Annotated in this window: 14 protein-coding genes; 6 read left to right on the forward strand and 8 right to left on the reverse strand. The window is 44.2% G+C overall.

What is annotated here, in order from left to right; all coding sequences use genetic code 11:
* Positions 1-205: 205 nt before the first annotated feature.
* A complete protein-coding gene (gene rnt, locus IE070_RS01935; protein WP_189479884.1) occupies positions 206-880 on the forward strand; it encodes a ribonuclease T in 675 nt (224 codons plus the stop codon).
* A gap of 63 nt (positions 881-943) precedes the next feature.
* On the opposite strand, the gene IE070_RS01940 is transcribed toward rnt, so the two are convergent.
* Entirely contained in the window at positions 944-1,288 is a 345-nt protein-coding gene (locus IE070_RS01940) for a Grx4 family monothiol glutaredoxin (protein ID WP_308428923.1), read from the reverse strand.
* A 225-nt stretch (positions 1,289-1,513) separates the two neighbouring features.
* Between IE070_RS01940 and IE070_RS01945 the strand changes: the two genes are divergently transcribed.
* The 4 genes from IE070_RS01945 to IE070_RS01960 all read left to right on the forward strand — a co-directional run bounded on the left by IE070_RS01945 (position 1,514) and on the right by IE070_RS01960 (position 7,056).
* Positions 1,514-2,098: a Fe-Mn family superoxide dismutase gene (locus IE070_RS01945; protein ID WP_189479888.1), complete on the forward strand. Its 585-nt coding sequence runs from the start codon at positions 1,514-1,516 to the stop codon at positions 2,096-2,098.
* 233 nt (positions 2,099-2,331) lie between these two features.
* Positions 2,332-4,254 (forward strand): PrkA family serine protein kinase, encoded by a 1,923-nt coding sequence (locus tag IE070_RS01950; protein ID WP_189479890.1) that lies wholly within the window; start codon positions 2,332-2,334, stop codon positions 4,252-4,254.
* A 13-nt stretch (positions 4,255-4,267) separates the two neighbouring features.
* Positions 4,268-5,533: a YeaH/YhbH family protein gene (locus IE070_RS01955; protein WP_189479891.1), complete on the forward strand. Its 1,266-nt coding sequence runs from the start codon at positions 4,268-4,270 to the stop codon at positions 5,531-5,533.
* An 11-nt stretch (positions 5,534-5,544) separates the two neighbouring features.
* Positions 5,545-7,056 (forward strand): SpoVR family protein, encoded by a 1,512-nt coding sequence (locus IE070_RS01960; RefSeq protein ID WP_189479893.1) that lies wholly within the window; start codon positions 5,545-5,547, stop codon positions 7,054-7,056.
* 49 nt (positions 7,057-7,105) lie between these two features.
* On the opposite strand, the gene IE070_RS01965 is transcribed toward IE070_RS01960, so the two are convergent.
* Entirely contained in the window at positions 7,106-8,074 is a 969-nt protein-coding gene (locus tag IE070_RS01965; protein ID WP_189479896.1) for a sensor domain-containing diguanylate cyclase, read from the reverse strand.
* The gene (locus tag IE070_RS01970) at positions 8,074-9,090 is read right to left on the reverse strand and encodes a response regulator (RefSeq protein WP_189479898.1); all 1,017 of its coding nucleotides are present in this window, start codon (positions 9,088-9,090) and stop codon (positions 8,074-8,076) included. The genes IE070_RS01965 and IE070_RS01970 overlap by 1 nt, the downstream gene beginning before the upstream one ends.
* 63 nt (positions 9,091-9,153) lie before the next feature.
* On the opposite strand from IE070_RS01970, the gene tpx reads away from it, so the two are divergent.
* The gene (tpx, locus tag IE070_RS01975) at positions 9,154-9,771 is read left to right on the forward strand and encodes a thiol peroxidase (protein WP_189479900.1); all 618 of its coding nucleotides are present in this window, start codon (positions 9,154-9,156) and stop codon (positions 9,769-9,771) included.
* 146 nt (positions 9,772-9,917) lie between these two features.
* On the opposite strand, the gene adk is transcribed toward tpx, so the two are convergent.
* The 5 genes from adk to IE070_RS02000 all read right to left on the reverse strand — a co-directional run bounded on the left by adk (position 9,918) and on the right by IE070_RS02000 (position 15,871).
* Positions 9,918-10,562: an adenylate kinase gene (gene adk / locus IE070_RS01980; protein ID WP_189479902.1), complete on the reverse strand. Its 645-nt coding sequence runs from the start codon at positions 10,560-10,562 to the stop codon at positions 9,918-9,920.
* Positions 10,563-10,785: 223 nt separating this feature from the next.
* Positions 10,786-12,714 (reverse strand): methyl-accepting chemotaxis protein, encoded by a 1,929-nt coding sequence (locus IE070_RS01985; RefSeq protein WP_189479904.1) that lies wholly within the window; start codon positions 12,712-12,714, stop codon positions 10,786-10,788.
* A gap of 132 nt (positions 12,715-12,846) precedes the next feature.
* Positions 12,847-14,775, reverse strand: coding sequence for a molecular chaperone HtpG (gene htpG, locus IE070_RS01990; RefSeq protein ID WP_189479906.1), 1,929 nt, complete (start codon positions 14,773-14,775; stop codon positions 12,847-12,849).
* A gap of 149 nt (positions 14,776-14,924) precedes the next feature.
* Entirely contained in the window at positions 14,925-15,527 is a 603-nt protein-coding gene (gene recR, locus IE070_RS01995; protein WP_189479908.1) for a recombination mediator RecR, read from the reverse strand.
* A 17-nt stretch (positions 15,528-15,544) separates the two neighbouring features.
* Positions 15,545-15,871, reverse strand: coding sequence for a YbaB/EbfC family nucleoid-associated protein (locus IE070_RS02000; RefSeq protein ID WP_189479910.1), 327 nt, complete (start codon positions 15,869-15,871; stop codon positions 15,545-15,547).
* Positions 15,872-15,940: the final 69 nt, after the last annotated feature.

Consider the following 15,940-nt stretch of genomic DNA (forward strand, 5'->3'; position numbering starts at 1 on the left):
GCCACGATGTTACTAAGCCACGATTTTACTAAGCGAAGATGTTACTAATCATAGTACAGAGATTGTGCCGAAATTGTCCGTCACCCTCCGGTAACCCGAGCCTACAACATAAAACCACCTGACAATCGCCTACAACACAAGACCTTGTGGGGATTATTTGGCATAATATCGTTCACTTTACCCATGATAGAGCGATATCGAATAGATGCCTTCTCAAACCACGTCTTTGCTCGCGCGCCGTTTTAGGGGCTATTACCCTGTAGTTATCGACATAGAAACCGCAGGCTTTAATCCAAAAACCGATGCATTGTTGGAAATTGCAGTAAATTTATTGCAAATGGATGATGAAGGTCATTTATATCCAGGTGAAACATTACACTTTCATGTTGATCCTTTCGAAGGCGCCAACCTCGATGCCAGTTCCTTGGCGTTTAATGGCATTGATCCGTTTAATCCACTTCGTGGTGCGGTGAGCGAACGTGATGCTATTTCAGCTATTTGTAAAGCGGTACGTACAGCACAAAAAGCGGCTGGCTGCCAACGATCGGTGATTGTGGCGCACAATGCAGCCTTCGATCAAAGTTTCTTTAATGCGGCGATCAATCGCGTAAATTACAAGCGTTCCCCTTTTCATGCCTTTGTTTCATTTGATACCACCAGTTTGTCGGCACTGGCTTTAGGGCAAACCGTGCTAGCAAAAGCCTGCGCGCAGGCGGGTATCGCATTTAATGCAAAAGAAGCACATAGCGCGTTGTATGACACAGAACGCACCGCAGAACTATTTTGTTTTATTGTCAATCGCTGGCAAACACTTGGCGGTTGGCCTTTAACGGCCGTTGCGGAAGAAGAGGAAGAAGAGGCACAACTTGACCCGTTATAACAGGCTGCATCTGCACGATGCAGAGCAGCCTCATTACACAGAGTTAATCAATAAGCGTAATGCTTATTCAACATCTGTATCCGCAACTTTGTGCTTAGCCGCAGCGTCTTTGATTAGCGGCTGTAATTCACCACGTTGAAACATTTCTAAGACGATATCACAGCCACCGATCAACTCTCCCTCAACCCACAATTGTGGAAAAGTTGGCCAATTCGCGTATTTAGGTAACTCAGCCCGGATATCAGGATGTTGTAAAATGTCCACAAACGCAAACTGCTCACCACAGGCAATCAACGCTTGCGACGCTTGAGCAGAAAACCCGCAGCTTGGAAATTTTGGTGAACCTTTCATAAATAACAAAATGGGGTTTTCAGCGATTTGCTGTTTAATCTTATCTAACGTTTCCATCATGACCTCTAAAATTAATCTGTCAGTCTTACTATTTTACCCTGTATTACGCCTACAAGCACTTGAGTTTTTGATAAAGCCCCCAATATCAGCTGAACAATTAAATATGCTGTTAGCACCAGTTAGTGGCAAACCCCGCGTCGGCGAATAAAACTTGAGTATTTTAGTCAGGTTTTGTAGTCTACGTCATGCAGACACTTTTAACAACGTGAACGGAGAGCAACAATGGCCTTTGAATTACCCGCATTACCTTATGCTAAAGATGCATTAGTCCCACATATTTCTGCCGAGACGTTAGAGTACCATCACGGTAAACATCACAATACCTACGTGGTAAAACTAAACGGTTTAATTGAAGGCACCCCTTTTGCCAGCCAAACACTGGAAGAGATTGTCCGTAACAGCGAAGGTGGTGTATTTAATAACGCCGCGCAAGTTTGGAACCATACGTTTTACTGGCATTGTTTAGCGCCAAATGCGGGCGGTGAACCAACAGGTGCACTTGCTGATGCCATTAACGCTAAATGGGGTTCGTTTGCTGCGTTTAAAACGGCCTTTAACGACAAAGCCGTTAATAACTTTGGCTCTAGCTGGACATGGTTAGTGAAAAAAGCGGATGGTAGCTTAGATATCGTGAATACCAGCAACGCGGGTACACCGATTCAAGATGCTAGCGTCACACCAATTATCACTGTTGACTTATGGGAACACGCTTACTACATCGATTTCCGTAATGCACGCCCAACTTACTTAGATGCCTTCTGGGCACTGGCTAACTGGGAATTTGCGGCGGAAAACTTCGCTAAATAAGCGGTTTCTTACCGAATTCTTACCCGGCATTTGCCGGGTATTTTTTTGTCTGTGCGTTGAACCTTCCTCTCCCCCCTTGCTCAAAAATAATACAAAACCAAAAATAAATTTTGCGCGTAAAGTATTTTGATTGCAGAATTTTTTGATTGTAACGGGCAAAGCTGACGATTCATGTCTACCCTTAAACTAACAGCTGAAAGCAGTTTTCCCGGATTAGTAGCTGGAGGGTCAAAATGGGCATATTTGAACATTACAAAGCACGCTACGAGGCAAACAAAGAGGAAGAACTTACCATTCAGGATTACCTTACGCTCTGCAAACAGGATAAAAGCTGTTATAGCAGTGCTGCTGAGCGCTTACTGATGGCGATAGGTGAGCCTGAACTGATTGATACATCTCAAGACTCGCAACTCAGCCGCTTGTTCTCCAATCGTTTAATTGCTCGTTATCCAGCATTTTCCGAATTTTATGGAATGGAAGATGCTATAGAACAAATTGTTTCTTATCTGAAGCACTCCGCGCAAGGTTTAGAAGAACGTAAACAGATTTTATATTTGCTGGGGCCTGTTGGCGGCGGCAAATCCTCATTGGCAGAAAAACTCAAACATCTTATGCAACAAATCCCTATCTATTACATTAAGGGATCGCCAGTGCAAGATCACCCACTGTGCTTGTTTGATGCTGCTGAAGATGGCGATCTATTGCTGCAAGAATACGGCATACCTAAACGCTATCTCAGAAGCATTATGTCGCCTTGGGCTAGTAAGCGGCTGCATGAGTTTAATGGCGATATAAGTCAATTCCGGGTGGTAAAACGCTATCCATCCATTCTTGACCAATTGGCGATAGCGAAAACCGAACCGGGCGATGAGAACAATCAAGATATTGCCGCACTAGTGGGTAAAGTCGATATTCGTCAATTGGAACATTTCGCGCAAAATGATCCTGATGCCTACAGTTACTCTGGCGCGCTCTGCCGGGCTAACCAAGGATTGATGGAATTTGTCGAGATGTTTAAAGCCCCGATTAAGGTATTGCATCCCCTGTTAACGGCAACTCAGGAGGGGAATTATAACGGTACCGAAGGGCTGGCGGCCTTGCCCTTTGACGGGATCATTCTGGCACACAGTAATGAATCGGAATGGCAAACTTTCCGCAATAACAAAAACAACGAAGCTTTTTTAGATCGGGTTTATATTGTTAAGGTGCCTTATTGCCTACGGGTTAGTGAAGAGCTGAAAATCTACCAAAAACTGCTGGAGCACAGTGAGTTGAAACAAGCGCCCTGCGCGCCCGGCACCCTAAGCGCTTTAGCGCAGTTTGCGGTACTTTCCAGATTAAAAGCGCCGGAAAACTCCAGTATCTACTCAAAAATGCGGGTCTACGACGGTGAAAGCTTAAAAGATACCGATCCAAAAGCGAAGTCTTATCAGGAGTATCGTGATTATGCTGGTATTGATGAGGGCATGACCGGCTTATCCACACGTTTTGCCTTTAAGATTTTGTCGCGAGTATTTAACTTTGATACGACAGAAGTAGCGGCAAACCCAGTACATTTGTTTTATGTGTTGGAACAACAAATTGAGCGGGAGCAATTTCTGGCCGATACCGCAGAGCGTTATCTTGAACATTTAAAAGGCTTTTTAACGCCAAAATATGTTGAATTTATCGGCAAGGAAATTCAAACCGCTTATCTGGAATCTTATTCTGAGTATGGCCAAAATATCTTTGATCGTTACGTGATTTATGCCGACTTTTGGATCCAGGATCAAGAATATCGGGATCCAGAAACCGGTCAACTGTTTGACCGGGCTTCGTTGAACGCGGAGTTGGAAAAAATTGAAAAACCGGCCGGCATCAGTAACCCTAAAGATTTTCGCAATGAAATTGTCAACTTTGTACTACGAGCTAAAGCAAAAAACAACGGTAAAAATCCGGCATGGACCAGCTATGAAAAACTGCGCACCGTGATTGAAAAGAAAATGTTTTCCAGCACGGAAGAACTGCTGCCAGTCATTTCTTTTAATGCCAAAACCAGCACCGATGATCAGAAAAAGCACGATGATTTTGTTAACCGTATGATGGAGAAAGGCTACACCCGCAAACAGGTTCGGTTATTATCGGAATGGTATTTGCGGGTCCGTAAATCTCAATAGCTCCGGAGGTAGTATGGCGCACTTTATTGATCGCCGTCTTAATGGGAAAAACAAAAGCGCGGTAAATCGCCAGCGCTTTATCCGGCGCTATAAGCAACAAATTAAGCAAGCCGTATCTGATGCTATCAGCAAACGTAGTGTAACGGATTTAAGCAGTGGTGAGAGCATCAGTATACCCGCGCGCGATATCAGTGAACCATTGTTTCATCAAGGTAAAGGCGGTAAACGGGAGCGAGTGCATCCGGGTAATGATCAGTTTAGCGAGGGTGACCGGATCCCACGCCCGCAAAGCGAAGGTGCTGGCAGTGGTAAAGGCGATGCAAGTCAGGATGGTGAAGGTAATGACGACTTTGTGTTTGCCATTTCGAAAGACGAATATCTTGATCTACTATTTGAAGATTTGGCACTGCCCGATCTTAAACATAATCAGTTAGATAAACTTGTTCAGTATAAAAACGTACGGGCAGGTTATCGAGCAGAAGGCGTGCCGGCAAATATTGATATAGTGCGCTCTTTACGTGGTTCCCTAGCACGCAGAGTCGCGATGAGTTCAGAAAAGAAAAGACAGTTACGCCAAGCCGAGCAACAACTTGCCGAGCTAGAGCAACTCGCCGTACCAGATGAATTGCTTCGCCGTGCTTTAACAAAGCACATTACCGAGTTAAAACAAAAAATAGCAGCAGTCCCCTTTATTGACAGCTTTGATCTACGTTTTAGAAATTATCAAAAACGGCCCGAACCTACCAGTAAAGCGGTCATGTTTTGTTTAATGGACGTCTCTGGCTCGATGGATCAAGCCACTAAAGAGATGGCAAAACGCTTTTATATTCTGCTGTATTTGTTTTTAAGTCGTACCTATAAAAATGTTGAGGTGGTGTATATCCGCCATCATACCCAAGCTAAAGAAGTGGATGAGCAAGAGTTTTTTTATTCACAGGAAACGGGTGGCACTATCGTCTCGTCAGCGTTAAAACTGATGTTAGAAATAGTACAACAACGCTATAACCCGCAAGAATGGAATATTTATGCTGCCCAAGCGTCTGATGGCGATAACTGGGCAGAAGATAGCGCGCCCTGTGCCAAGCTATTGGCTGAACAGCTATTACCCCTACTACGCTACTACGCTTATATAGAAATTACACCACGGGCGCATCAATCACTCTGGGAGCAATATCAGCAGTTACTTGCCAACCACCCCAATTTGGCAATCCAGCATATTCGGGAGATCAGTGATATTTACCCCGTGTTTCGCGAACTATTTAAAAAACAGGCCGCTTAATAGGAGGCAACATGAGCAGCATTGCCTTTAATATGGGATCTTGTCTGAGCGATAGCCCAGATTGGAGTTTTGATTTACTGCATGATTATCAGCAGCAGATAGCACGTGTCGCCGCGCTCTATAAATTAGATACCTATCCTAATCAAATTGAAGTGATTACGGCAGAACAGATGATGGATGCTTATTCGAGTATCGGTATGCCGTTGGGTTACCATCATTGGTCGTATGGCAAAAAATTTATTCAAACTGAGCAGCATTATAAACGCGGTTATATGGGGTTAGCTTATGAAATCGTGATTAATGCCAATCCTTGTATCGCCTACTTAATGGAAGAAAATACCCTGCCAATGCAAGCGCTGGTGATAGCCCATGCCTGCTATGGCCATAATTCTTTTTTTAAAAATAACTATCTATTTCGCACCTGGACTGACGCCAGCTCTATTATCGATTATCTAGTATTCGCTAAAAATTATGTCAGCCGCTGTGAAGAAAAATATGGCGTCGCAACCGTAGAAGACTTTCTCGATTCCTGCCATGCACTAATGAACTATGGTGTAGATCGGTATAAAAGACCGCAAAAAATTTCGATGGAGGAAGAGCAAAAACGTCAGGAAGAACGTGAAGCCTTTTTACAATCGCAGGTTAATGAATTATGGCGTACCGTGCCTGGCAAAGCCCAGGTAGCAACAACGAGCAACATTTTCCCCGCTGAGCCGCAAGAAAATATCCTGTATTTTATCGAAAAGCACGCGCCGCTGTTGCAACCTTGGCAACGTGAACTGGTGCGCATAGTACGTAAAATAGCCCAGTACTTTTATCCGCAAAAACAAACTCAAGTAATGAACGAAGGTTGGGCCACCTTTTGGCATTACACCTTGCTACACCATCTTTACACTGAAGGGCGACTGAGTGATCGCTTTATGCTGGAGATTCTGCACAGCCATACAAATGTGGTCCTGCAGCCTGAATACAACAGTAAATTCTATTCAGGCATTAACCCTTATGCGCTGGGTTTTGCCATGTTTAGTGATCTTAGAAGGATCTGTGAGCAACCTACTGCGGAAGATAAAGTGTGGTTTCCCGATCTGGTCGGCAGTAACTGGCTGGATACACTACATTTTGCTATGCAAAACTTTAAAGATGAAAGCTTTATCAGCCAGTATTTATCGCCTAAAGTGATCCGTGATTTCAGGCTCTTTGCCATAACAGACGATAGTAAAGAAGCAAGCTTAGAAGTTGCCGCTATTCACAATGCCGAGGGTTATCAGCAGATACGGCAGCGATTATCAGCCCAATATAATCTGAGTCAGTTAGAGCCTAACATTCAAGTACAACAAGTTAACATTAATACCGATCGGGCACTCACTTTGCGTTATATACCGCATAATGGCATTCCACTTGGCGGCAATATTAAAGAGGTGATGCGCCATCTACATCGCTTATGGGGCTTTGAAGTAAGGCTAGAACAACAAAGTAGCGAAGGAAATATATCGATTTTAGCAAGCTGTTCTGAGTTAAGTTAGCGAAGGGCCAACAGCCCTTCGATACATCACGAAAGCGGTCTATAAGCAGCTACAGATCCTTGCTGTAACGAGTGACCTGATTACGCCCTTTCGCTTTGGAGGTATAAAGCGCTTTATCGGCTGCCTCTATCCACTGCAGATAATCCTGTATATCAGTATTCCGCTGCACCAAACCGAAACTCATCGTTAGCTTTATAGTCTGCTGATTGTATAGCACTTCAGTTTGTTCAATTTTACGACGGACTCGCTCTGCTAAATAACTGGCTTGATCTTCTGTCGTATCTAGTAACAAAATGGCAAACTCTTCGCCACCATAGCGACCAGCAATATCGGTACTGCGTAAACTTTTCCGGATGATTTCTGCCACCGATTTAATGACTAAATCACCTGCAGCATGACCATAGGTATCATTAATGCGTTTAAAGTGATCAATGTCAGCCATGATGAGGCTACTTTGATGTTGCGGATAGCGCTGCAAACGATTAAATTCTTGTTTAATATTTTCTTCCCAATTACCCCGATTGCGCATTTGCGTTAAATAATCGGTGGTAGATAACTGACGTAGTTGACCGTTAGTTGCCTGCAACTCTAATTTACTTACTGCCGCATCGGTTACATCATAAATAATAAAACACAAATGGCTGACGTCTCCCCGCGTATCGGTGATCGGAAAAATTGTGCTGTTTTGATACATGTAATCGGCATTTCCGGTGATTGGCCGATAATTTTTGAACCGAAAAATATACGGTCGTTGCTCCCAAATCGTAAAAGCACGGTTTTTCAGCAATAACACTGGATCACACTTACGCCTTAACCAGTCTTCATCAATTTCTGGGAACAAATCAAATAAATAATGCTCTCGAACTTGACGAGGTGTCAAACCACTGTGGTTTTCCATAAAACCGTTCCATAATTGAATACGGTAATCGGCATTCACCACCACTAAACCGACATCGACTGTTTGCAACATGTCCATCAACCAGTGTAGCTCAGAGGCACCTGCGTTCATTTCAGTCATTAGGCATCATCCATCAAAAAGGCTAACTTATAACGTAAGGTCTTTAAACTATCTTCAGTAAATAACAGTAACAAATCACAATTGATGTCAAACCGCTCAATACCATAGCTAAGCTCAATAGTCAGTGTGGTGCGCCAGCGCTTGGCATTCGCTTTAATTAATTCCGTAATCGGGGCATGCTGCCCCAGTACTACGGGATGTCCTTGACTAAAGCTCATATCAACTTGTTCAGCAATGCCTTTTAGCACGGCACCGATCAGGATATTCGCAATATCCATCAGCAATTCTAACTCTACGGCATTATTTACTTCACCGTGATAATTCAGTAATCGGGCAATATCCTGAAAACTGGAATCGGTTAGAATTAGTAACGCCTCGCCCGCTACGCCACTGCCAATAAAACCTTGGCAAACCGCAGACGTTTTAGAATTCGGATCAACTGAGGCAAGGGCCATAGTTAATTCGCTGACTTCAATCAAGTTAACATTAGGAATGGGCAATCTTACAAACACATTTAACAAGCGCGCCAGTAAGTCGCCAGCTTGTCCCATTGCAACATTCGCCACTTCTTGAAAGACATCGCGCAACTCATTATCGAGTTGCACACGATCAGGCGCTATATAGGTCCGCTGTCGTTTTTTATCTTCAGCCGATACCGGTGCCTCTGTTTGCAAAAGCGCGGTTAACTCTGTCGCGCTAACCGGTTTTTTTAAAAAGGCTTTTGCCCCTAATGCCATAACACGCTCATAAGCTTCAGGCTGAATATCGCCTGATACCACCACAACTTGGAGCGATAATCCCAGTTTTTTTAGCTCTGCTAACACCTGATAACCGTCCATCACTGGCATATTCAAATCTAAAAATAGCCAATCAATCGTATGGGCTTTAATGGTATCGAGTGCATCTGCACCATGACCAGCAAAAAAAACAGTAGCTTGCCATTCCTGTGGTAAGATTCTGGCAAGTTGTTTTCGAGCTAGATTTGAATCATCACAAATCAATATAGCAGGCGTCATAACTTTCTCGCATTGCGGCGGTCTTAACTTATCATAACGTTGATTTACCACTGGAGCAGCAAAATGTTTTTAAATTTTAAAAATAGTAGCAAATTACTAGTTGTCTTGTATTTAAGTGCAACCGGCTTTAACACCTTTGCGGTTGACACCACAGATAAACTCCCTTCCCGTGTCAGCACAGTTAAAGCGGGCGACCAACAAGTGGTCTTACTAGGAAAAGAATTAAAAACAGGTAAGCAAGCCCCCAACTTCAAAGTGGTTGACAATAACTTTAAAGCGGTATCTTTAGCAGACTTTAGCGGCAAAACCATTTTGCTAAGTGTGGTGCCTAGTATTGATACTGGCGTGTGTTCTATCCAAACTAAGCGCTTTAATGAAGAAGTCAGTAAGCTGCCTGATAATGTCGTTTTATTGACCATTTCCACAGATCTTCCCTTTGCACAAAAACGCTTTTGTCAGCAAGAACAAGTTGAAGCTATGGCCGTTTTATCCGACGCCGTGTGGCGTGACTTTGGCAGTAATTACGGGTTATTGATTAAAGATATGGGATTGTTGACACGGGCCATTATTATTATTGATAACCAAGGCAAAGTGGCTTATCAGCAAATGGTGCCTGAATTAGCGCAAGAGCCCGATTATGCCGCTGCTCTGCAAGCGTTACAAGGCGTGATTGGTTCTTAAAAAAAAGGCCAGCACACTATTGCTGGCCTTTCTTAAACACGTTATTAAATATTGCTGATGCTTAGTAAAATCATTTGTGGTTAGCTTACAATCCTAAGTTAAGCAACCACATATTACCGGATTAACAAGCAGCTAAACCTTACGCGTTAGCCTAATAGCTTAACTAGGTGCTGACTTACCGCATCAACAGCTTGGGTGCCATCTAGGTGATGATAGTGGGTCTGGCCTTGTTCAGCGGCCTTGCGATAATACCCTACTAACAATTCTGTTTGTTCGTGATAAATGGCCAAACGCTTACGCACTGTGGCTTCAACATCATCAGCACGAATCACTAACTCTTCGCCTGTTTCATCATCTTGTCCGGCAACCTTAGGGGGGTTATAGACTAAATGGTACACACGACCAGACGCGGGATGCACGCGACGCCCACTCATGCGCTCAACAATGACATCATCGGGAACATCAAACTCAATCACGTGATCAACATCGATACCCGCATCTTTCATCGCATCAGCCTGCGGGATCGTACGTGGAAAACCATCTAATAAAAAGCCGTTCGCACAATCAGCCTTAGCTACACGCTCTTTGACCAGACCGATAATTAAATCGTCTGACACCAGTTGCCCCGCATCCATGATTTTCTTTGCTGCCAGGCCAAGTTCTGAGCCTTCTTTGATCGCAGCACGAAGCATATCGCCGGTTGATATTTGCGGTATACCGTATTTGCTCATCAAAAACTGGGCCTGAGTTCCTTTCCCGGCACCAGGGGCTCCTAACAAAATTATGCGCATAGCGTCTATCCTCGTATTCTGGGATTAATCTGTAATTTTTATCAGATCTAATCTTTGCATAATGCGCCGTTTGAAACAAGAATTTTGTCAACTGGTGCTACCTGAGAAGGCGCAGTTACTCGCCTTTAGTCGATAGCCTGCCTGATAGCGCCATCTCAGGTAATAATTGTTCACTAAGGTCAAAAAGTGACAATTAACTGCCCATATTGCCGGCGGTATCAGACTAAAGTCTGAACCGTTTGACCAACTCTTGTAGTTGCTCAGCCAAGGCAGACAAAGAAGAACTGGCTTGAGCAGACTGCTTAACATTTTCGTTAGTTTGATAGGCTACATCACTGATTAAATGGAAGTTTTGATTAATATCCCTCGAAACAATTGTTTGCTGCTCCGTAGCGGTCGCAATTTGATGTGTCGTACCACTGATTAAGATAACTGCCTCATTTATTGCTAAAAGTGCTTGCTCAGCCGCACTAGCTCGCTCTGCGGTTTTTTTCGCTGCTAATTCGCTGCTCTCCGTCGCTTTTACCGCCCGTTCTGTCCCCTGCTGTAATTTGTCAATCATCCGCTTAATTTCGGTCGTTGAGTCTTTTGTACGGCTGGCTAAGGTGCGTACCTCATCCGCAACCACAGCAAACCCCCTACCACTTTCCCCCGCTCTGGCCGCTTCGATAGCCGCATTCAGGGCCAGTAAGTTGGTTTGCTCAGCAATACTCTCTATCACTTGCAAAATACTGCCTATCTGATCGCTGTCTTGTTTTAATAAGCGGATAATGCCTGCGGCAGAACTCACATCTTCAGATAAGGTATTGAGTTCACGTAAGGTATTTCCCACAACATCTCGACCTTTTTGGCTTTGCTGCTCTGCATTAGTGGCGGCTTCAGCCGCTTGCTGCGTATTACGCGAAACGTCTTGTAAGGTGCTGGTCATTTCATTCATTGCCACAGCCGCATTACTAATCTCGGTATTTTGTACTTGCATTCCCTCACTGGTTTGCTGATTAATTTGCGACAACTCTGTCGACGCTGCAGCAACTTGATCAGAGTAAGTCCCCACTTCTGTCATCATTTGCCTTAGCTTTTGCTGCATCACGGCTATAGAGGCTAATAGGCTGTGTTGGTCGCCCATTGCAACCTTAATCGACGTACTCAAATCGCCCTCAGAAACACGATGCACAACAGATGCCGCATACTCGGGTTCTCCCCCAAGTGTTTTTGTTACACCATTCACTATCCACATGCATATCGCAGAAGCAATAAGCAATACCACCACAGCAGCCGACAATAACGTCCATAACATCCCCCGAACGTCACTAAAGGCTTCATACTGGCGGCTTTCTAACACTAAACTCCAACCTAACATTGGCATAAATTGATAGCTGCCAATAACAGGATCATTAACGGCATTAAGATATAAACTAGAACCGCTTTGTTTTTCTCTGGCGGCTATTGCCGCATCCGTGTCAAGACGGGTAGTGTTTTGCACAGAAGAAGCCGGAGAGAGCGCTACACCTTCTGAATCAATTAAATAGATTTCAGTATAAGCATTGTGGGTTAGCTCATTCACTTTTTTAAAAATAGTCTCAAGCTTAACCGCACCACGCATTACCGCAATGATTTGATTGTTATATCGAATAGGGATAGCGACTGTACTAACAGTTTGTCCCGTTGCACGCGATACCACTGGCTGTGAAAACACATTTTGACCTGCAATCGCTTGCTGAAACCAAGCGCGATCAGCGACATTAAAGTTATTAGCCTCAGTCTCTGAGAGAGGCTTAGCAACACCGTCTGCAAAACTGACACCCACTAGACCTGTACCGTTTAGACCGACCACAAAAATCGTGTCATAAAACCCACTGTTTTGTGCTAATTGCAACATCAACTCTGTAGCTAATGGCATATCCAAGGTTTGTATAGATGGCAAGGTAGCGAGTAATCGCATTTCTTCTTGGCGTACCAACAGCCATTCTGTAAAGGCTTTCGCATTAAGCTCTGCCGAGCTATTCAGCGCAGTTACCACGCCCTCTGTCTGCGACGTTTTATAATTTACAAACACTAAACTGGTGAGCGAGACAATTGCTACCAGAAATAAGCTGACCATAACCAGAGTTAACCGCACCCCAAGCCGAAGACCACGCCAGTACTGCACCATATTACACCTGTATAATTATTATAATGACGGATTAAGTATAGCGGAGTTTTTACGAGGAAGGATAAAACGAAAAAGCTCATTTATCATGGATCATTGATTATCCACAATAAATGAGCTTAAAAAGGGAAAGTGTTACTTAGCTAAAGAGAGCAATAAACTGTTTAACCGTGTTACAAAGCTTGCGGGGTTTTTCAAACTGCCCCGCTCAGCCAGTAAGGCTTGTTCAAACAGCACTTCTGCCCATTGTGTAAACCGTCCTTCGTCTTGCTCATCAGCGATATGTTTGACTAACTGATGCTCAGGATTTAATTCGAATATCGGCTTCACATCAGGCGCTTTTTGACCAACTGATTCCATCAGCTTAATCATTTGCGTGCTCATGTCGTACTCATCAGTAACCACACACGCAGGGCTGTCGGTTAAACGATGACTCACTTTTACGTCTTTCACCTGAGCGCCCAAGGCCGTTTTAAAACGCGCGACGACACTGGCAAACGCTTCTTCAGTTTGCTGCTGCGCCTGCTTGGTTTCTTCATCGTCTAATTTAGACAGATCTAAGCCACCCTTAGCAACAGACCGCAGTTTTTTACCATCAAATTCAGGTAAATGCTGCATTAACCATTCATCAATCCGATCAGACAACAGTAACACTTCTATGCCTTTTTTGCGGAAGACTTCTAAATGCGGGCTGTGCTTAGCGGCTTCGTAGCTGTCGGCTACTAGGAAGTAAATTTCATCCTGACCTTCTTTCATCCGCGCAACATAGTCAGCCAGTGCAACAGTCTGCTCGCTACCGTCATTTTGGGTAGAAGCAAAGCGTAATAACCCTGCGATGGTGTCTTTATTAGCGGCATCTTCGGCCGGGCCTTCTTTTAATACCTGACCGAACTCTTGCCAAAATAGCGCATATTGTTCAGCATCTTTTGCCAACTTCTCCAGCATTTTTAACGCGCGGCTGCTACAGCCTTTACGTAAACTTTGACTGACTTTGTTATCTTGCAAAATTTCGCGTGATACGTTTAACGGTAAATCGCTAGAGTCTAATACCCCTTTGATAAACCGCAAATAACTCGGCATAAATTGTTCAGCATCGTCCATAATAAACACGCGCTGTACATATAGCTTTAAACCATGTTTGGCTTCGCGGTTCCACATATCAAACGGGGCTTTTTTCGGCACATATAATAAGCTGGTGTAGTTGGCATTACCTTCAACTTTATTATGGCTCCAGCTTAACGGCTCATTCCAATCGTGTGTGATGTGCTTATAGAACGCTTGATATTCTTCATCTGAAATGTCTGATTTATCGCGAGTCCATAACGCAGTAGCTTTGTTTACGGCTTTAAACTGTCCTTCAGTCGCCGCAATGGTTTCGCCGTCTTCTTCACGTTCTGGCGTGCCTTCTTGCCACATTTCTACCGGAATCGAAATATGGTCTGAATACTTAGTAACAATGCTCTCTACTTTCCAGCGACTTAAAAACTCGTCTTCACCTTCACGTAAATGCAGCACAATTTCGGTACCGCGCGTCTCTTTCACAATCGGTGTTAACGTATAATCACCTTCACCAGCTGATTCCCATTCAACTGCGGCATCAGCAGGTAAACCGGCTTTGCGAGTGCGAACGGTCACTTTATCGGCCACAATAAACGCAGAATAAAAACCGACACCAAATTGACCAATTAACTTAGAATCTTTGCTTTGATCGCCCGACAATTGCGAGAAAAACTCTTTAGTTCCTGATTTAGCGATAGTACCTAAATGGGAAATAACGTCTTTTTCGTCCATACCAATGCCGTTGTCGCTAATGGTAATAGTACGTGCCGCTTCATCTAGGCTAATACGAACTTTAAGATCGCCATCATTGCCATATAAACTGCCATCTGATAGCGCCATAAAGCGCAGTTTATCAGCCGCATCTGAGGCATTTGAGACCAGTTCGCGCAAGAAAATTTCTTTGTTTGAATACAGCGAATGGATCATCAGTTGCAGTAATTGTTTTACTTCCGCCTGAAAGCCATGAGTTTGCTTCTGGCCAGCGTGGGCAGTGGTATCACTCATTTTATTTTTCCTCAACCTATTATAACAAGGGTTCAGTAAGCGCCTTAGTGCGCATCCTGAGCTTTAGCTGCACTGGATATGGGGTTAAGAAATGAGATTTCAAGCGCGAAACAAAAGCATGAAATATTTAGATAAGACAAGTTGTTGCGTTAAAAGCGTTTCCGGCCGCTTAGGGCGTGCGCCAGCGTGGTACCATCAATGTATTCTAGCTCGCCGCCAACGGGCAAACCTTGCGCTAAACGGGTTACACTACAACCATATTGCTGACATAATTCGGCAATATAAAAAGCCGTAGCCTCGCCCTCAACCGTAGGATTCGTCGCCAGAATAACCTCGTTAATCTGTTTCTGTGCTAATAATGCTGCGAATTGATCCAACCCTAACGCGGCAGGGCCTACACCATCTAAGGGGGACAAGTACCCCATCAAGACAAAATAACGACCTTTAAATTGTCCCGTTTGCTCTATCGCGAGTTGATCAGCAGCAGAGCCTACTACGCATAACGTATCGGCTTGCTGGCGTCGGGGATCACTACAAATACTACACAAATCTGATTCGGCAAAAGTCCGACATTGTTGGCATTGGCCAATGCCGGACATTGCTGCGGTTAAGGCCGCCCCTAATTTCGCTCCACCTTGGCGATTACGCTCTAACAATTGGAACGCCATTCTTTGCGCAGATTTTGGCCCAACCCCCGGTAAAACACGGAGGGCATCAATCAATTGCTGCAGCAGCGGTGGGAGCTTTGCCATGCGTTGTAAGCCCTAAATTAGAAAGGAAGTTTCATGCCAGGCGGTAATTGCATGCCACCCGTTACCTTAGCCATCTGCTCTTTATTGTTCTCTTCTACCCGACGCACGGCATCATTTAGCGCGGCCGCAATCAGATCTTCTAGCATTTCTTTATCATCGCTCATTAAACTTTCATCAATATGTACCCGACGTACATTGTGATTGCCCGTCATGGTTATTTTGACTAAACCCGCGCCTGATTCCCCAGTCACTTCCATATTGGCAATTTCGGCCTGTACTTTTTGCATTTTTTCTTGCATGGCTTGCGCCTGCTTCATAATGTTGCCCATACCGCCTTTAAACATAATTACTCTCTCTTATCTGATAGCTGTAGATTTATGGCGACAAGATAATAACTCAAGCCGCAAATTACA

Source organism: Alishewanella tabrizica, assembly GCF_014652375.1.
In the GTDB taxonomy this organism is placed as follows: domain Bacteria; phylum Pseudomonadota; class Gammaproteobacteria; order Enterobacterales; family Alteromonadaceae; genus Alishewanella; species Alishewanella tabrizica.